This window comes from Erythrobacter oryzae (assembly GCF_030271515.1).
Lineage (GTDB): Bacteria > Pseudomonadota > Alphaproteobacteria > Sphingomonadales > Sphingomonadaceae > Erythrobacter > Erythrobacter oryzae.
On the sequence record NZ_JASCXI010000006.1, the window covers coordinates 1 to 14623 of the forward strand.

Annotated in this window: 18 protein-coding genes and 1 tRNA gene; 10 read left to right on the forward strand and 9 right to left on the reverse strand. The window is 70.4% G+C overall.

The window, feature by feature from the left end; translation table 11 throughout:
• Both PFX90_RS17000 and PFX90_RS17005 read left to right on the forward strand, forming a co-directional pair.
• On the forward strand, positions 1-1653 hold a 1653-nt coding region (locus PFX90_RS17000), incomplete at its 5' end, for a DUF4175 family protein (protein ID WP_285713904.1).
• Complete coding sequence (locus tag PFX90_RS17005; RefSeq protein WP_285713906.1) at positions 1653-3470, forward strand: carboxypeptidase regulatory-like domain-containing protein; 1818 nt, start codon at positions 1653-1655, stop codon at positions 3468-3470. The genes PFX90_RS17000 and PFX90_RS17005, both read left to right, overlap by 1 nt.
• A 30-nt stretch (positions 3471-3500) precedes the next feature.
• On the opposite strand, the gene PFX90_RS17010 is transcribed toward PFX90_RS17005, so the two are convergent.
• Positions 3501-3591, reverse strand: a tRNA-Ser gene (locus tag PFX90_RS17010).
• Positions 3592-3847: 256 nt separating this feature from the next.
• On the opposite strand from PFX90_RS17010, the gene PFX90_RS17015 reads away from it, so the two are divergent.
• From PFX90_RS17015 to PFX90_RS17025, 3 genes are all read left to right on the forward strand, one after another.
• The gene (locus PFX90_RS17015) at positions 3848-4663 is read left to right on the forward strand and encodes a DUF1134 domain-containing protein (protein WP_285713907.1); all 816 of its coding nucleotides are present in this window, start codon (positions 3848-3850) and stop codon (positions 4661-4663) included.
• A gap of 70 nt (positions 4664-4733) precedes the next feature.
• Positions 4734-5912: an amino acid aminotransferase gene (locus PFX90_RS17020; RefSeq protein ID WP_285713908.1), complete on the forward strand. Its 1179-nt coding sequence runs from the start codon at positions 4734-4736 to the stop codon at positions 5910-5912.
• A gap of 10 nt (positions 5913-5922) precedes the next feature.
• Complete coding sequence (locus PFX90_RS17025) at positions 5923-6471, forward strand: GNAT family N-acetyltransferase (protein WP_285713910.1); 549 nt, start codon at positions 5923-5925, stop codon at positions 6469-6471.
• 7 nt (positions 6472-6478) lie between these two features.
• On the opposite strand, the gene PFX90_RS17030 is transcribed toward PFX90_RS17025, so the two are convergent.
• Complete coding sequence (locus PFX90_RS17030; RefSeq protein WP_285713911.1) at positions 6479-6748, reverse strand: hypothetical protein; 270 nt, start codon at positions 6746-6748, stop codon at positions 6479-6481.
• Positions 6749-6889: 141 nt separating this feature from the next.
• On the opposite strand from PFX90_RS17030, the gene PFX90_RS17035 reads away from it, so the two are divergent.
• The gene (locus PFX90_RS17035) at positions 6890-7390 is read left to right on the forward strand and encodes an MGMT family protein (RefSeq protein ID WP_285713912.1); all 501 of its coding nucleotides are present in this window, start codon (positions 6890-6892) and stop codon (positions 7388-7390) included.
• A gap of 195 nt (positions 7391-7585) precedes the next feature.
• Positions 7586-7897, forward strand: coding sequence for a GIY-YIG nuclease family protein (locus tag PFX90_RS17040; RefSeq protein WP_285713914.1), 312 nt, complete (start codon positions 7586-7588; stop codon positions 7895-7897).
• Between the two features lie 107 nt (positions 7898-8004).
• Here PFX90_RS17040 and PFX90_RS17045 read toward each other — a convergent pair whose 3' ends face one another.
• The 7 genes from PFX90_RS17045 to PFX90_RS17075 all read right to left on the reverse strand — a co-directional run bounded on the left by PFX90_RS17045 (position 8005) and on the right by PFX90_RS17075 (position 12633).
• Positions 8005-8391, reverse strand: coding sequence for a VOC family protein (locus PFX90_RS17045; RefSeq protein WP_285713915.1), 387 nt, complete (start codon positions 8389-8391; stop codon positions 8005-8007).
• Between the two features lie 82 nt (positions 8392-8473).
• Positions 8474-9097 (reverse strand): riboflavin synthase, encoded by a 624-nt coding sequence (locus PFX90_RS17050; protein WP_285713916.1) that lies wholly within the window; start codon positions 9095-9097, stop codon positions 8474-8476.
• Positions 9098-9120: 23 nt separating this feature from the next.
• Positions 9121-10068, reverse strand: a complete 948-nt coding sequence (ribD, locus tag PFX90_RS17055; RefSeq protein WP_285713917.1) for a bifunctional diaminohydroxyphosphoribosylaminopyrimidine deaminase/5-amino-6-(5-phosphoribosylamino)uracil reductase RibD — start codon at positions 10066-10068, stop codon at positions 9121-9123.
• 32 nt (positions 10069-10100) lie between these two features.
• Positions 10101-10565 (reverse strand): hypothetical protein, encoded by a 465-nt coding sequence (locus PFX90_RS17060; protein WP_285713919.1) that lies wholly within the window; start codon positions 10563-10565, stop codon positions 10101-10103.
• Between the two features lie 261 nt (positions 10566-10826).
• Entirely contained in the window at positions 10827-11561 is a 735-nt protein-coding gene (locus tag PFX90_RS17065; RefSeq protein ID WP_285713944.1) for a M48 family metallopeptidase, read from the reverse strand.
• On the reverse strand, positions 11558-12037 hold the full coding sequence (locus PFX90_RS17070) for a YcgN family cysteine cluster protein (RefSeq protein WP_285713945.1): 480 nt from the start codon (positions 12035-12037) through the stop codon (positions 11558-11560). The genes PFX90_RS17065 and PFX90_RS17070 overlap by 4 nt, the downstream gene beginning before the upstream one ends.
• A complete protein-coding gene (locus tag PFX90_RS17075) occupies positions 12025-12633 on the reverse strand; it encodes an SCO family protein (RefSeq protein WP_285713946.1) in 609 nt (202 codons plus the stop codon). Before PFX90_RS17075 ends, PFX90_RS17070 begins: the two co-directional genes overlap by 13 nt.
• A gap of 98 nt (positions 12634-12731) precedes the next feature.
• On the opposite strand from PFX90_RS17075, the gene PFX90_RS17080 reads away from it, so the two are divergent.
• From PFX90_RS17080 to ssb, 3 genes are all read left to right on the forward strand, one after another.
• The gene (locus PFX90_RS17080; RefSeq protein WP_285713947.1) at positions 12732-13361 is read left to right on the forward strand and encodes an ankyrin repeat domain-containing protein; all 630 of its coding nucleotides are present in this window, start codon (positions 12732-12734) and stop codon (positions 13359-13361) included.
• Position 13362: 1 nt separating this feature from the next.
• Positions 13363-14025, forward strand: a complete 663-nt coding sequence (locus PFX90_RS17085) for a COQ9 family protein (RefSeq protein WP_285713948.1) — start codon at positions 13363-13365, stop codon at positions 14023-14025.
• Positions 14026-14156: 131 nt separating this feature from the next.
• Positions 14157-14623: single-stranded DNA-binding protein (gene ssb, locus PFX90_RS17090; RefSeq protein WP_285713949.1), on the forward strand; the 467-nt coding region annotated here is incomplete at its 3' end.

Consider the following 14623-nt stretch of genomic DNA (forward strand, 5'->3'; position numbering starts at 1 on the left):
CCGCCGCCGCTCGCGCCCGTGGCGGGCCGCACCGCCGCCGCGCCCGGCGCGCCGCGCCTGACCGGCCAGCGGGTGCGGATCATCCCGCCAGCTTATACGGGCCTTTCGCCAAGCTATTCCGACAGCCTCGATGTGCGCGCGCCAGCAGGCTCGCGGATCGAATGGACGCTGTCCTTCGCGCCGCAGCCTGCCGCCGCCGCGCTGCAACTGGTCGGCGGCCAGCGTCTGCCGCTCACGCGCGGGGGCGAGGGGTGGGGCGGATCGCTGCGGCTCGACGTACCCTCGCTCTACCGCGTCACCGCCGAGGGGATGCGCGAGGAACTGCCCGCGCACCGGCTCGAGCCCGTCGCCGACGAGCCGCCGCAGGTGCGCGTGATCGAGCCCGCCTCGGGCCTTGCCATCATGCAGTCCGGCCAGCGCAGCTGGCGCATCGTCTTCGAAGCCGCCGACGATTACGCCGTCGACCCGCTCGCCCGCCTCACCGTCACCACCGCGATCGGCGAGGGCGAGAACGTGCGCTTTGCCGAGCGGACGCAGAGCGTCACCGGAACCGGCGATCCGCGCCGCCGCCGCTTTGTCATCGACCTGCCGCTCGGCGCCTATGGCCTCGTGCCGGGCAGCGATCTGGTCGCCCAGCTCACCATTGCCGACACCCGCTCGCCCGGGCCGCAGGTGGTGCGCGGCCCCGGCGTGATCCTGCGCTTCCCCTCACCCAAGGCCGCCGAGGCCGAGGGGCTGGACCTGATGGCCAAGCAGCAGATGCCGGCCTATTTCCGCAGCCAGCGGCAGGTGATCATCGACACCGAGGCGCTGATCCGCCAGCGCCGCAGCCTTTCCGCCGACGAATTCCTCGTCCGCTCCGACACCATCGGCGTCGACCAGCGCCTGCTGCGCCTGCGCTACGGCCAGTTCATGGGGATGGAGGCGGAAGAGACCCCCAAGCCCCCGCTCCCGACCGCCGACAGCGAGGAACCCGAAGAGCCCGAGCACTACGACGGTGACGGCCACGACCACGGCGAGGCGCCCGAAAGCCCGGTGTTCGGCGATCTCGGCAATGTGCTCGCCGAATACGGCCACACCCATGACGAGAGCGAGGCGGCGACCCTGCTCGATCCCGGCACACGCAACCTCCTGAAGCTCGCGCTCGATGCGATGTGGGAGGCCGAGATCAACCTGCGCACCGGCAAGCCCGAAGCCGCGCTGCCGTTCGAGAACAAGGCGCTGGATTACATCAAGCGCATCCAGCAGGCGACGCGCATCTACCTGCCGCGCATCGGCTCGCAGCAGCCCCCGATCGACATGGCACGGCGGCTGACGGGCAAGCGGGTGGGGGTTGTCGGCGGCGGGGCGCAGCTCACGCCCTTCGTGATCGAGGATGCCGTGCCCGCGACCGCATGGCGCGCGCTCGCCCAGCCCGGAGCGATCGACCTTGCGGGGCTCGAGGCGTGGGTGCGCGGCAACTCCGCGCGCCTCGGCGATCCGCTCGCGGTGCTTGCCGCGATCGACGCTTTGCGCGGGCAGCCGAACTCGCGGGCCCTGCGAGAGAAGCTGCGCGGGCAATTGTGGACCGTGCTCACCCGCCCGCCCGCGCAGGTCCGCCGCCGCGGCGATGGCGGCGCGCTCGGCCGCCGCTATGCCGAGGGTCTGCGCTGATGCCCGCGCCCGAAACCCTTGCCGCCGTGCTTATCGCTATGGGCGCGCTGGCGGCGGCGCTGCGCTTCGTGCTGCTGCGGCGCGGCTGGCAGGGCTGGGCGCTGGCGGGGCTGTCGCTGGCGAGCGGGGCCAGCCTCTGGTTCGCCCTGTTCCCGCCCGCGATCCCGCTCGGCGGGGAGACGCTGCTGGTCGCCACCGCCGAGACGCCCCCCGGCAGCCGCGCGGGGCCGAGCGAGCGGCTGGTGACACTCCCCGAAGCGCCGACAATCGCCGGGGCCGAGCGCGTCCCCGACCTAGCCACCGCGCTGCGTCGCCATAGCCAAGTCCAGCGCCTGCGCATCATCGGGCGCGGGCTGACCGAGCGGGACCGTGACAGCGCCGCCGGGATGCCGGTGAACTTCACCCCGATGCCGCCCCCGCGCGGCCTCATCCGCCTCGATCCGCCCGCCGACACGCCCGCGGGCGCGGTGTTCACGCTGGCAGGCGAGGCGGCGGGGCTGGAGGGCGGCACCGCCGAACTCCTCGATCCGGCCGGACGCCGTGTCGACAGCCGCACCCTCGGCGGCGAGGGGCGCTTCACGCTGGGCGCCACCGCGCGCTCCCCCGGCCTTGCCACCTTCACCCTGCGGCTGCGCGGGCGCGACAAGGCGATCGTCTCGGACACGCCGGTGCCTTTGCGCACGCTCGAACAGCGCCCCGTCCGGGCCCTGCTCATCGGCGCGCCTTCGCCCGAGGCCAAGTATCTGCGCCGCTGGGCCGAGGACTCGGGGATCGCGTTGCAAAGCCGCCTCGATGCCGGGGCCGGGGTGGACCTCGGCGGTGACGGCGTGCGGCTGGATGCGGCGAGCCTCAAGGACGCCGACGTGGTGATCATCGACGATGCCGCGCTCGCCAGCCTCGGCTCCGGCGGCAGGGCGAGTCTGGCGCAGGCCGTCGCCGGCGGGCTCGGCGTGGTGGTGCGGATGACCGCCCCCGCCTCCGCTGGCGCGCGCGGTATCTGGCGCGGCCTCGGCTTTGTCGCCGAGGGCGGGAGCGAGATTGTCCCGGTCGCGCTCCCCCCGCTCGCTGTGGACGCCGAGGCACTGGCGGTGCAGCGCGGGCCCGAGGCCCCCGACACGCCCGATGACCTCAACCGCTTCGACGACCCGGACCCCGAACTCGGGCGCTGGGACCTGCGCGCCGGGGCGGATGTGGTGCCGGTGGTGACCGATGCCGACGGCGCGATGCTCGCCGGCTGGCAGCAGCGCGGGCAGGGGCGGGTGGCCGTTTGGGCGGTCGCCAACAGCTTCGCGCTGGTGCTCGGCGGGCAGGGCGATCGCTACGCGCAGTGGTGGAGCGACGCGCTGAGCGCCGTCGCGCGGCCCGGCGGCGACTTCCGGCCCGAGCTCGCCGCGCTGGTGCAGCAAGGCACGCGATCCGCGATCTGCGGCATTTCGGAGGGCGCAAAGGTGATCGCGCCCGACAACACCGAAGTCACGCTCGCCATCGATCCCGCCGCCGGTGCCCGGCAATGCGCCGCCTACTGGCCATCGTCCCCGGGCGTGCACCGGATCGTGCAGCCGGGCGAGGACGGGGAGCAGACCTTCGCCTTCTTCGTCCACCCCGAGGCCACGCTTGCGCCGCTCCGCGCAGCGCAAACCGGCGAGGCCACGGCGCGCTGGGCCGCAGAGCAGACCGCTGCAACCGCAAGGAACCTGCCTGAGCGGCGATCGCCCGGATGGCCCTATTTCATCGGCTGGCTGGTGCTCGCCAGCGCCCTGTGGCTGGGCGAGCGACGGCTTCGCGCAGGAGCGGCCCAGACGACCGGGCCCGCCTGAGCGGAAGAGTTCGGATTTTCGAAAGGCCGGTGGCGGAGACGGAGGGATTCGAACCCTCGGTACCCTGATAGAGTACGGTTCCTTAGCAGGGAACTGGTTTCAGCCACTCACCCACGTCTCCGGGCATCAGCTTGGGCTGCGAGGGCGGGGCTATAGTCGGGCATTGGGCCAGCGGCAAGGTGGCTTGGCGAAAAAACCGGAAGCCTGCCCGCAGCGCGCCGGTTCGGGACATGTTCAGGCTCGCAGCGATAGCCCTGCCACGGCTCGTCGCATTTCGGATTCGCCTCGGCGACGGGCGGTTGCCTCGCGCGGGGAAAGCGATTCTCCTCCCATGCGCAGAATACCGGGGCTGACACTGACATGCGAAAGGTCGCACAATGAGCATGATGACCGCCCGTTTCCCCCAATTCGGCCGCCGCATGGCGGGCTATGCGCTGGGCGCGCTCGCGGCGCTGGCGCTCACCGCTCCGGGACTAGCGCAGTCGCAGGATCTCGAGACTGTCGATCCCGATGCGGCCTGGAGCCAGCAGAACGGCGGGATCGATGCCGATCTGGCCAATCCGCAGGCACCCCAGACCACGCCGCCCGCCGATCCGAGCGTCGATGCGACTTTCGGCGATTACGCCGCGCCGCCCGCCGCCGACACCGCCCCGCTCCCGCCGCAGGACACCCTGCCGCCCGCCGCCCAGACCACCCCTGTCGCAACGTCCGAAACCTATGGCGAGGACGACCTCATCGGCGCTGCCGAGGGCGTGTTCGGCAAGGGCGCGGAAGGGCTCGCCAAGCTGATCGAGGACCTGCTCAAGAAGCAGGGCCAGCCCAACGGCTACATCGTCGGGCGCGAGGCGGGCGGGGCGTTCATCGTCGGCGCGCGCTACGGCTCGGGCACGCTCCACCACAAGGTCGAGGGCGAGCAGAAGGTCTACTGGACCGGCCCCTCGATCGGATTCGATGCGGGCGCCAACGCGGGCAACACCTTCGTGCTGGTCTACAACCTGTTCGACACCGAGGACCTGTTCAAGCGCTTCCCGGCGGGCGAGGGGCAGGCCTATTTCGTCGGCGGCCTTACCGCCAGCTACCTGCGCCGCGGGGACGTGGTGCTGATCCCGATCCGGGTCGGCGCGGGGCTCCGGCTCGGGGTCAATGCGGGCTACATGAAGTTCTCCAAGGAACAGAAGTGGCTGCCCTTCTGAGGGCAAGAATCTGTCGCTGAATACGAATTGCCGGTTGCGATAAGTGCACGCGCGGGCCATGCGCCCGCGCATGCTTGACCGACTCAGCCCCCAGGCGCCCGACGCCCTGCTCGCCCTGATCCGCCTCCACGCCGCCGACCCGCGCGAGGACAAGATCGATCTCGGGGTCGGCGTCTACCGCACCGAGGATGGCGCGACCCCGGTCTTTGCCGCGATCAAGGCGGCCGAGCAGGTGCTGCTCGATACGCAGGAGAGCAAGTCGTACCTCGGGCCCGAGGGCGACATGGGCTTCGTCGCCGCGCTGATGCCCTACATCTTCGGCGCGGGCGACCCCACCATGGGCGGCCGCATCCAGGGGATGCAGACCCCGGGCGGCACCGGCGCGGTGCGCCTCGCTCTCGGCCTTGCGCAGAAGGCCGGGGTGAAGCGCGTCCATATGGGCGTGCCGAGCTGGCCCAACCACGCGCAGATCCTCGCCGATCTCGGCATGGAGCTCGCGCCCTTCGACCATGCCAACCCCGACGGCACGGCGAACCTCGACGCCGTCCTCGCCGCCATCAACGGCGCCGCGAGCGACGAGGCCGTGCTGCTCCACGCCTGCTGCCATAACCCCACGGGGATCGACTACACCGCCGACCAGTGGGCCGCGATTGCCGACGCCTTCGCGACCAGCGGCACCTTCCCGATCATCGACGCGGCCTATCAGGGCCTCGGCCACGGGATGGAGGAGGACGCGGCAGGGATGCGCGGGGTTCTGGCCAAGGTGCCCGAGGCCTTCATCGCCTATTCCTGCGACAAGAACTTCGGCCAGTACCGCGACCGCGTCGGCGCGTTCTACGTGCTGGCGCAGAACGCGGCCGCGCTCGACACCGCCTTCTCCAACGCCAACGCCCTGGCCCGCGCGGGCTGGTCGATGCCGCCCGATCACGGCGGCGCGGCGGTGCGGATCATCCTGCGCGATCCGGACATGACCGCACAGTGGCTGGCCGAGCTCGACACGATGCGCGCGCGGATGCGGCAGGTGCGCGATGCACTGGCGGCGGCGGGCAAGGCGGGGCGGGTCGACCTGACCCCGCTCGGCCACCAGAACGGGCTGTTCTCGATGCTGCCGATCACCAAGGAGGAGGTAGCTCAGCTGCGCGAGGAGCACGGCATCTACATGGCCGCCTCGGGCCGCATCAACATTGCGGGCCTCACCCCGGGCAACCTCCCCAAGTTCATCGCCGCGCTGGCGGCGGTGGCGGCCTGAGAGGCGCGCGATGCTCGATCGCCAGCCCGTGCTGGAGGGCGAGCATGTGTCCTTGCGTCCTCTGCGCGCCGACGACTGGGACGCGCTTTTCGCGGTCGCCTCGGACCCGCTGGTCTGGGAGCAGCACCCCGCGCATGATCGCTGGCGCGAGCCGGTGTTCCGCGCCTTCTTCGAGGACGCGCTCGCCAACATGGGCGCGCTGATCGCTCTGGACGCGAAGACCGGCGCGGTGATCGGTTCCTCGCGCTTTCAGGGGCTCGAGGAGGCTGACGGCGGCTCGGTCGAGATCGGCTGGACCTTCCTCGCGCGCTCGCACTGGGGCGGTAGATACAACCACGAGATGAAGCGCCTGATGCTGACCCATGCGCTGGCGAGCGTTGCCGAGGTGCGCTTCCTCGTGGGCGAAACCAACATCCGCTCACGTCGCGCGCTCGAACGGATCGGCGCGCAGCTGACCGATCGCCGCGAAGACCGGGTGATGGCCGACGGCGCGGTGATCCCGCACCTCACCTACGCCATCACGCGCGAGAGCTTTGCGAAGGGGCCGCTGGCGGGGTGACGATTGCCTATCGGTCGTTTACAAGCGCGCGGGCGAAGGCCCCGAGCGACCATCCACAGAACGCTCCGAGGCACGGCCAGAGCGGAACGACGAGGAATTCGAGGGCGCTTGTCGAGCGCAGGCTATCCGGGCTCATTGCCTGCCGGATAGCGACAATGGCGATCATCCCCGTCGCGATCAGCGCCAGCAGAACCCAACCGGCCTTCCGGCTCCATCCGAGCATTCCGTATCCGAACCCGATCAAACCCCCGGCGATCAGAATTTCTTCCATGGTCATGCGTCGCTTTTCAATGATTTGACGCTGAGCAGCAAGCCTGTCGTGCAGGAGTGCGGATCACAGCGGGAACAAACCGCGCTTATTCTCCCCGCCGCCGACCCGCGATAATCCTCGCCCGAATCGCAATCGGGAGAGCCGCCAATGGCCAAGCGCAAATCCGCCCTCGACCACCTCGCCAGCGGACGCGAGCCGCATATCGTCCCCATGATCCCGCCCGGCGCGCCCGGCTTCCGCGAGGCCGCGGGCGGCGCGATGGTGGTGTCCTCGCCAGCCGAGGTCGACGCGCTGGTGCGCCGCCTGCGCAGGGGCGAGGTGGCGACGCTCGACGTGCTGCGCGCGGCGCTCGCGCGGCGGCATGGCGTCGCGGTCGCCTGCCCGGTCTCGACCGCGATCTTCCTCAATATGGCCGCCCGCGCCGCCGAGGAGCGCCGCATCATGGGCGTGCCCGAGGAAGACCTCACCCCGTGGTGGCGGGTGCTGAAGAAGGGCGGCTTCCTCAACCCCAAGTTCCCCGGCGGCACCGGAGCCCAGCAAGCGCTGCTCGAAGCCGAAGGCGTGCGCGTCTCGCCGCTGAGGCGCCAACCGGCGGTGTTCGACTTCGCGCAGCGCGCGCCGGTCGATCCGCTCGAGGAGCGGGCCTGAGGCCTGCTTACTCGGCGGCGCCGGGCGGCAAGAGCGCGAGGGGAAGGCGCGGATCACGTCCGCTTTCGGGAAGATGGGCATGGCAATGCGATGGCCGCAAGTGGGTGGTTTGCTGCCATCCCACCCCCTCCGTCACCCCGTGCTTGACACGGGGCTTGGCTTTTCTTCCTCCGCGATCAATGCGATGCTCTGCCGATGGAGAGGGGCGGCTGGGTCTACATCATGGCGACCCGCTATCGCGGGGGCATGTATGTCGGAGTGACGCCGGACGCTCTCGCCCGCGTGTATCAGCACCGCGAAGGGACGGGGTCTCGCCACGTCAGGGACTTCGGGAAGACCCGCCTCGTCTACGTTGAACACCACGACACCATCGAGGGCGCCATCGCCCGCGAGAAGCTCGTCAAGAAGTGGCGGCGCGAATGGAAGTTTGCGCTGATCGAGGCGGCCAATCCCGATTGGGACGATCTTTGGGAGCAATGGTTCGCAGCCGAGGCGGGGCAGAAGTAGCCAAGCCCCGTGTCAAGCACGGGGTGACGAATAGGGGAACGGCCGCATAGGGGGCGGTTGCCGAACGGCAGGTTTCGGCTGGAGAGGCGGCAAATCTTGCCCCCGCCTCACTCCGCCGCTTGGCTAAGCGCGATGCGGTTGCCCTCGCTGTCGGCGATCTCGGCGACGAAGCCGGCCTCGCCGATGTCCTTCTTGGGGTAGAGCACCGATCCGCCCGCCGCCTCGGCCCGCGCGATCACGGCGTCGATGTCGGGCACATCGAAGTAGAGGATCGCGCCGTCCCTGGTGGGCTTGTAGACATCGCCCTTGGCCAGCGCGCCGCTTGCGCCCGGGCGGCCGTCGGCGCGGGGGAAGAAGGCCATGTCGTAGCCGTCGGTCTCGCGCCGGTCGAGTTTGACCGCGAACACCGCCTCGTAGAAGCGGATCGCGCGGTCCATGTCGGTGACGGGGACCTCGAAGTGGACGACCGGGTTGATTGCGGCAGGATCGGTCACGGCGGGGGTTCCTTCGGGAGCGGGCGGTGCGCCCTCGCAGGCGGCCAGCAGCAAGGCCAGTGCCAGCGCGCCCCGCCGCATCTCAGCGCGCCGCGGCGAGGCTCTGCATGCGCTTCAAGTAGCGCGCCAGCACGTCGATCTCGAGGTTGACCGCGTCCCCCTCCTTCAGCGCGCCCAAGGTGGTCACCGCGGCGGTGTGGGGGATGATGTTGAGCAGGAAGTCGCAGGTCCCGTCGGGCCGGTCGCGCACGTTGTTGACGGTGAGCGAGACGCCGTTGACGGTGATCGAGCCCTTCTCGGCGATGAAGGGCGCCATTTCGGCGCGGGCACGGATCGCGATCTGCCAGCTGTCGCCCACGGCCGCGACCTTCACCACCTCGCCGACCGAATCGACATGGCCGGTGACGATGTGCCCGCCCAATTCGTCGCCGAGGCGCAGCGAGGGTTCGATGTTGAGGCGCGCGCCCGCCTCCCACATCCCCGGCACGGTGCGGCTGACAGTCTCGCCCGAGAGGTCGACATCGAACCACGCGTCCCCCGCGCTGCCGCCGCGCTCGACCACGGTCAGGCACACGCCCGAGCAGGCGATCGAGGCGCCGATGTCGATCCGCGCAGGGTCCAGCGGGGCGGTGATGCGCAGCCGCAGGTCGCCGCGCTGCTCGGCGGCGGCGATGGTGCCGATGGCGGTGACGATGCCGGTGAACATGGGGGCGGGGTTCCTTGCGAGAGCTATCGGGTGCGCAGATAGGCGGCGAAGGCGTCGCTGCCAAGCTGGCGGCGTTCGCTGAGGGCCCAGCGGCCATGCGCCTCGGCCAATCCCGCGAGGCGCAGCGCGCCGAGCGCCCTCAGGCCCTCGCCGATTAGGATGGGGGCGGTGTAGAGGTGGATCTCGTCGACAAGATCGGCGGCAAGGAAGGCCGCGGCGGCTGCTGCCCCGCCCTCGACATAGAGATATTGCACGCCTTCAAGGCTGGCGATGGCCTCGGGCGCGGGGAGGGCGGCGGTGCCCTCGGGCGCGGCCCCTCGGGTCAGCACCACGCGGGCGGGCGAGCGCTGTTCCAGACCCGGCAAACGGACATCGAGGCGCGGCGCATCGGCGCGCCATGTCCCGCCGCCGACGAGGATCGCGTCTTGGCACGCGCGCTGGGCATGGACATGGGCGCGCGCCGCTTCGCCGGTGATCCACTGGCTCGTCCCGTCGGCCAGCGCGATGCAACCGTCGAGTGAGGTTGCGAGCTTCAAGGTTACCCACGGACGCCCCGCACGCTGGCGGGCGAGGAAGCCTGCAAGGCTCGCCGCCGAAGCCGGGTCGGCGAGCAAAGTAACCGCAATCCCCGCCGCCTCGAGCCGCGCCATGCCCTGTCCGGCGGTGCGCGGGTCGGGGTCGCGCTGGCCGATGACGACGCGCGCGGGCTTGGTAGCAAGGATCAGGTCGGCGCAGGCGGGGCCGCGCTCGGACTGGTGCGCGCAGGGCTCGAGCGTCACGTAGAGCGTCGCGCGGGCCAGCACGTCCGGCGCAAGGCCCGCCAGCGCGACCGCCTCGGCGTGGGGGCGGCCACCGGCTTGCGTCCAGCCGCGCGCAACGACGCGGCCCTCGACCACCACCAGCGCGGCCACGCCCGGATTGGGGCGCGACAGCGGGCGCGCGCGCGCCGCCAGCCGCGCGGCGGCGGCCATCCAGTCGTGATCGGAAGGCAGGGCGCCTGCGGCTATTGTCCGGTGCTTTCGGCTTGCTTGGCCTTCGCGGCCGCCTGCGCCTCGGCGCGGCGCTTTTCGGCGGCGGCTTTCTCCGCCGCGCGCTCGGCCTCGGCCTCGCGCTCGATCTTCTCGACATCCATCCCCGCCGCGCGTCCCAGCTCCTTGTAGATCGCGCGCTTCTCCTCGGCGATGCGCGCTTCCTCGGCCGCGCGCAGGTCCTTGATTTCCTGGTTGGCGCGCAGCTCGGCCTGAATCTCGGCCTCGGAGCGGGCCGGGTCGAGCGTGGTGATGTACTCGATCGTCGGCCGCTCGGGCTCGCCATACTGGGTGCTGTTGACGCCCCACCAGATCATCAGCGCGGCCGGCAGGATCGAGGCGATCAGGATCGGCCAGCGATAGGGGTTGGGCCGCCGGATCTCGTTCCAGAAATCGGCAATGCCGCCGGCAGGATTGAAGCGGGAGGGGAGGATGCGCATCCGAGCATTATAGGGTGCGGGGGAGCGGGGGGGAAGGGGGGTGAGGAAGCCTCGCTGCGCTCGGGCCCACCCCCGACCCCTCCCGCAGGCGGGAGGGGAGTGAGACGAGGAAAGTCCCTCCCCGTTCGCCCCGCGAATGGGAAGGTGGCACCGCGCAGCGGTGACGGAGGGGTACTTCTGCCGCCGTGCAAGGACCCCTCCGTCAGCCCTGCGGGCTGCCACCTCCCCATCCGTTCCGGACGGGGAGGGACTGAAGCGTCCCTACCCGAAGCTCGCGTAAAGCCCCCGCCCGTGGTCCTTCAGCCAGCGATCCGCCGCGGCGATCTCGCCCTCGAAGATCCGCGCCAGCAGGGCGTGGAAGGCAGGCGAGTGGTCGAAGTGGACGAGGTGCGCGACCTCGTGCGCCACCACCGAGCGGCGCACCCAGTCGGGCGCCTGCACCAGCCGCCAGTTGATGCGGATGCGGCTTTTGTCCGAGCACGAACCCCAGCGCCGCTGCGCGCGCGTGAGCCCGATGGGCACCGGATCGAGGCCCGCGGCGGCGCAGTAATCGCGCATGTCGGCCTCGGCGAGGCGCAGCGCCTCGGCCTCAAGCCAGCGCTTCAGCCGCGTTTCGAGCCCGGCCTGCGGTCCGCCGATCCGCAAGGCTTCGTCCTCCACCACCGGACGGCGCGGGGCGCGCGTGTCCCAAGCCAGCCGCAGCCGCTCGCCCCGATAGAGCACCTCGCCCCCCGGTTCGGGCGCGGCGCGTTTGGGCAGGCGGGCAAGCTGCTCTTCCAGCCAGCCCGCGCGCGAATGGGCAAAGGCGATCGCTTCGCGCCCTTCGGCCCAGGCGGGGAGGGTGATACGCACCTCGCTGCCGTCGGGCGCGAGCCGCAGGGTCAGCCGCCGTGCGGTCTTCATGCGCTTCAGGACAATCGGCACCTGCCGTCCGCCGAGGTCGATCTCCGGGTCGAGCGCATGGCGCACCGAGGCACCGCGCAGCCAGTCGATCATGCCCCGCTCTCCTGCTCGCTCTCCCAGTCGCGCCGGGCGGCGGGCCATTCGGTGATGTGATGCTCCATCGGCCCGGCATCGACTTCGCTCACCACCCGGCCGATGATGGAGACGCCCGCGCGCCGCACCGCATCGCGGTCGCCCGAGATGAGGTAATGCCACCCTGGCAGCGGTCGCCCGTCGGCGCGCAGCCGGTAGGCGCAGGTCTGGGGGAGCCAGCTCACCTGCTCGACGATCCGCAAGGTCAGCCGCAGGCAATCGGGCACGAAGGCCTTGCGGTTGCGATAGTCCGAACACTGCGCGGTCTTGGTGTCGAGCAGACGGCAGGCGATGTTGGTGTCGACCACCTCGCCCGTGTCCTCGTCTTCCAGCTTGTGCAGGCAGCAGCGGCCGCAGCCGTCGCACAGGGCTTCCCATTCGGCGCGGGTGAGCTCGCCCAGTGGCAGCTCCCAGAAGCGCTCCCTCAGCTCACCCATCGCGCCAGTTCCGCCGCGACCGCCTTGCCGTCCTTGTCGGTCGGCAACGTGGCGATCGGCGCGCCGTCGGGGCCGAACAGGTAGACGACGTTGGAATGATCGACGAGATAGCCGCCGCCCGGCTGCGCCTCGCCCTTGGCGTAGAACACCTTGAACGTCTTGGCCGCCGCGTCGATCTGCTGCGGCGTGCCGGTGAGGCCGACGATGTCGGGCGAGAAGGCGGCGGCGAATTCGCCGACCACGGCCTGCGTGTCCCGTTCGGGATCGATGGTAATGAAGATCGGCACGATCTTGCCCGCCTTGTCGGGATCGCTCGCCTTCAATGCCTTGAGGCCCTGCGCGACGCGCTGCATGTCGGTCGGGCAGATGTCGGGGCAGAAGGTGTAGCCGAAATAGACGACGCGGTACTTGCCCGCGAAATCGCCCCAGCGCACGGTCTCGCCCTTGCTGTCGGTCAGCGTGAAATCCCCGCCGATCGCCGCACCCGCAAGCGGCGGCTCCTGCGTCGGACCGCTCGCGCCGCCGCATCCCGCCAGCGCCAGCGACAGCGCGATTGCGACAGAAGCGAAGGCGGAAGGCTTGTTGATGCGGTTCATGCTCTGCTAACTGGCTTTTCGTGATAGGCGCTGCGGCCCGGCCCGCCCGCGCCATCCCACACGGCAAGGTGTGGCAGGTAATGCGAAAGGATCAAACCGTGGCTCATGGTGTTTTGCGCAAGTTAGGGGCTCGCGGGGCGATTGCCAGCGCGATTGCGCTTGCGTTCGCCGCGCCGCTCGCCGCGCAGTTCAAGTCCGAGGGCTACGAGTTCCTCGAGGCGGTCAAGGAGTCCGAGGGCGACAAGGCGACCGAGATGCTCTCCAAGCCCGGCACCCAGATCGTCAACACCCGCGACATCACCAGCGGCGACACGGGCCTGCACATCGCGGTGGCGCGTTCGGACCTTTTGTGGGTGCGCTTCCTGCTCCAGCGCGGAGCCGATCCGAACATCCGCAACAAGAAGGGCACGACCCCGCTCCAGATGGCGACCGCATTGGGCTTCACCGACGGCGTCGCGGCGCTGATCAAGGGCGGGGCGAGCATCGACATCGCCGACCAGACCGGCGAGACCCCGCTGATCACTGCGGTCCACGCGCGCAATGTTGGGCTGGTGCGGCTGCTGCTCGAAAAGGGCGCGGACCCGGACCGCAACGACAATTCGGGCCGCTCGGCGCGCAACTACATGGAGTTGCAGGCGGGCAACGACATTCTGCGGCAGGCCTTCGCCGATGCCGACGAGAAACGCGCCGCGGCGGGAACCAAGAAAGATTACGGGCCTTCCTTCTGACATGACCGATTTTTCAGACCTGACCCTCGACGAGCTGCGCATCGCGCTCGCCCCCGACATCGCCGCCTCGGCCATTTTCGACGGCTGGAACGAGACCGCGCTGGTCGCCGCCGCCGAGATGGCGGGGGTCGATGTCGACGTGGCCCGGCTCGCCTTTCCGGGTGCGAAGCCGATGGACATGATCGCGGCGTGGATCGTTTCGGTGGATCAGGCGATGGCCGAGGAATGGCCCGCCGAACGCCTCGCCACGCTGAAGATCCGCGAGCGCATCCGCACGCTGGTCGCCTTCCGGCTGGAAGCGGTCGCGCATATCGACGAGGCGGTGCGCCGCGCGCTGGCGGTGATGGCGCAGCCGCAGAACGCGGCCCAAGCGCTGAAGCTCGGCTGGCATTCGGCCGACATCATGTGGCGCCTCGCCGGGGACACCGCGACCGATTACAACCACTACACCAAGCGCGCGATCCTTGCCGGGATTTACTCGGCGACGCTGGCGGTGTTCGTCAACGACGACTCCGAGGGCAAGGCCGACACCTACGCCTTCCTCGACCGCCGCATCGACGGGGTGATGAAGTTCGAGAAGGTCAAGGCGCAGTTCCTGAACAAGGACCGCGAGCTGCCGAGCCTGACGCGCTTCCTCGGAAGGCTGCGCTACCCGGCGCGTTAAACACCACCGAACTGGTGGATTAACCCTCGGCCACGGCTCGCGCGGAGCGGGTCGCTTCCCTATTGCCTGTGACAGATTCGCGGCGCATCTTGGCGGCCGGGGATCAAGACATTGACGGGAAGGACATTTCGATGGCGGGTTCGCTCAACAAGGTCATGCTGATCGGCAATCTGGGCGCTGACCCGGAAATCCGCACCTTCGGCAATGGCGGCAAGGTCGCCAACCTGCGCATCGCGACCTCCGAACAGTGGAAGGACCGCCAGACCGGCGAGCGCAAGGAAAAGACCGAGTGGCACACCGTCGCGATCTTCTCCGAGGGCCTCGTCAGCGTGGTCGAGCGTTACCTGAAGAAGGGCAGCAAGGTCTTCGTCGAGGGCAAGCTCCAGACCCGCAAGTGGCAGGACCAGAACGGGCAGGACCGCTATTCGACCGAGATCGTGATCCAGGGCCTCGGCGGCACGCTGACCATGCTTGACGGTGCCCAGGGCGGCGGCGGCGGCGGCATGGGTGGCGGCGGTGGCCGCTCGGGCGGCGGCTACGGCGGCGGCGGTGGCGGCGGCTGGGATCAGGGCGGCGGCGGCGGCTCGTCGGGCGGCGG

Excerpts from the sequence above, each read along its gene's own strand:
- PFX90_RS17005 (WP_285713906.1), top strand. The coding sequence starts at position 1,653 with ATGCCCGCGCCCGAAACCCTTGCCGCCGTGCTTATCGCTATGGGCGCG.
- PFX90_RS17015 (WP_285713907.1), top strand. The coding sequence starts at position 3,848 with ATGAGCATGATGACCGCCCGTTTCCCCCAATTCGGCCGCCGCATGGCG.
- PFX90_RS17020 (WP_285713908.1), top strand. The coding sequence starts at position 4,734 with ATGCTTGACCGACTCAGCCCCCAGGCGCCCGACGCCCTGCTCGCCCTG.
- PFX90_RS17025 (WP_285713910.1), top strand. The coding sequence starts at position 5,923 with ATGCTCGATCGCCAGCCCGTGCTGGAGGGCGAGCATGTGTCCTTGCGT.
- PFX90_RS17030 (WP_285713911.1), bottom strand. The coding sequence starts at position 6,748 with ATGACCATGGAAGAAATTCTGATCGCCGGGGGTTTGATCGGGTTCGGA.
- PFX90_RS17035 (WP_285713912.1), top strand. The coding sequence starts at position 6,890 with ATGGCCAAGCGCAAATCCGCCCTCGACCACCTCGCCAGCGGACGCGAG.
- PFX90_RS17040 (WP_285713914.1), top strand. The coding sequence starts at position 7,586 with ATGGAGAGGGGCGGCTGGGTCTACATCATGGCGACCCGCTATCGCGGG.
- PFX90_RS17050 (WP_285713916.1), bottom strand. The coding sequence starts at position 9,097 with ATGTTCACCGGCATCGTCACCGCCATCGGCACCATCGCCGCCGCCGAG.
- ribD (WP_285713917.1), bottom strand. The coding sequence starts at position 10,068 with ATGGCCGCCGCCGCGCGGCTGGCGGCGCGCGCGCGCCCGCTGTCGCGC.
- PFX90_RS17060 (WP_285713919.1), bottom strand. The coding sequence starts at position 10,565 with ATGCGCATCCTCCCCTCCCGCTTCAATCCTGCCGGCGGCATTGCCGAT.
- PFX90_RS17065 (WP_285713944.1), bottom strand. The coding sequence starts at position 11,561 with ATGATCGACTGGCTGCGCGGTGCCTCGGTGCGCCATGCGCTCGACCCG.
- PFX90_RS17070 (WP_285713945.1), bottom strand. The coding sequence starts at position 12,037 with ATGGGTGAGCTGAGGGAGCGCTTCTGGGAGCTGCCACTGGGCGAGCTC.
- PFX90_RS17075 (WP_285713946.1), bottom strand. The coding sequence starts at position 12,633 with ATGAACCGCATCAACAAGCCTTCCGCCTTCGCTTCTGTCGCAATCGCG.
- PFX90_RS17085 (WP_285713948.1), top strand. The coding sequence starts at position 13,363 with ATGACCGATTTTTCAGACCTGACCCTCGACGAGCTGCGCATCGCGCTC.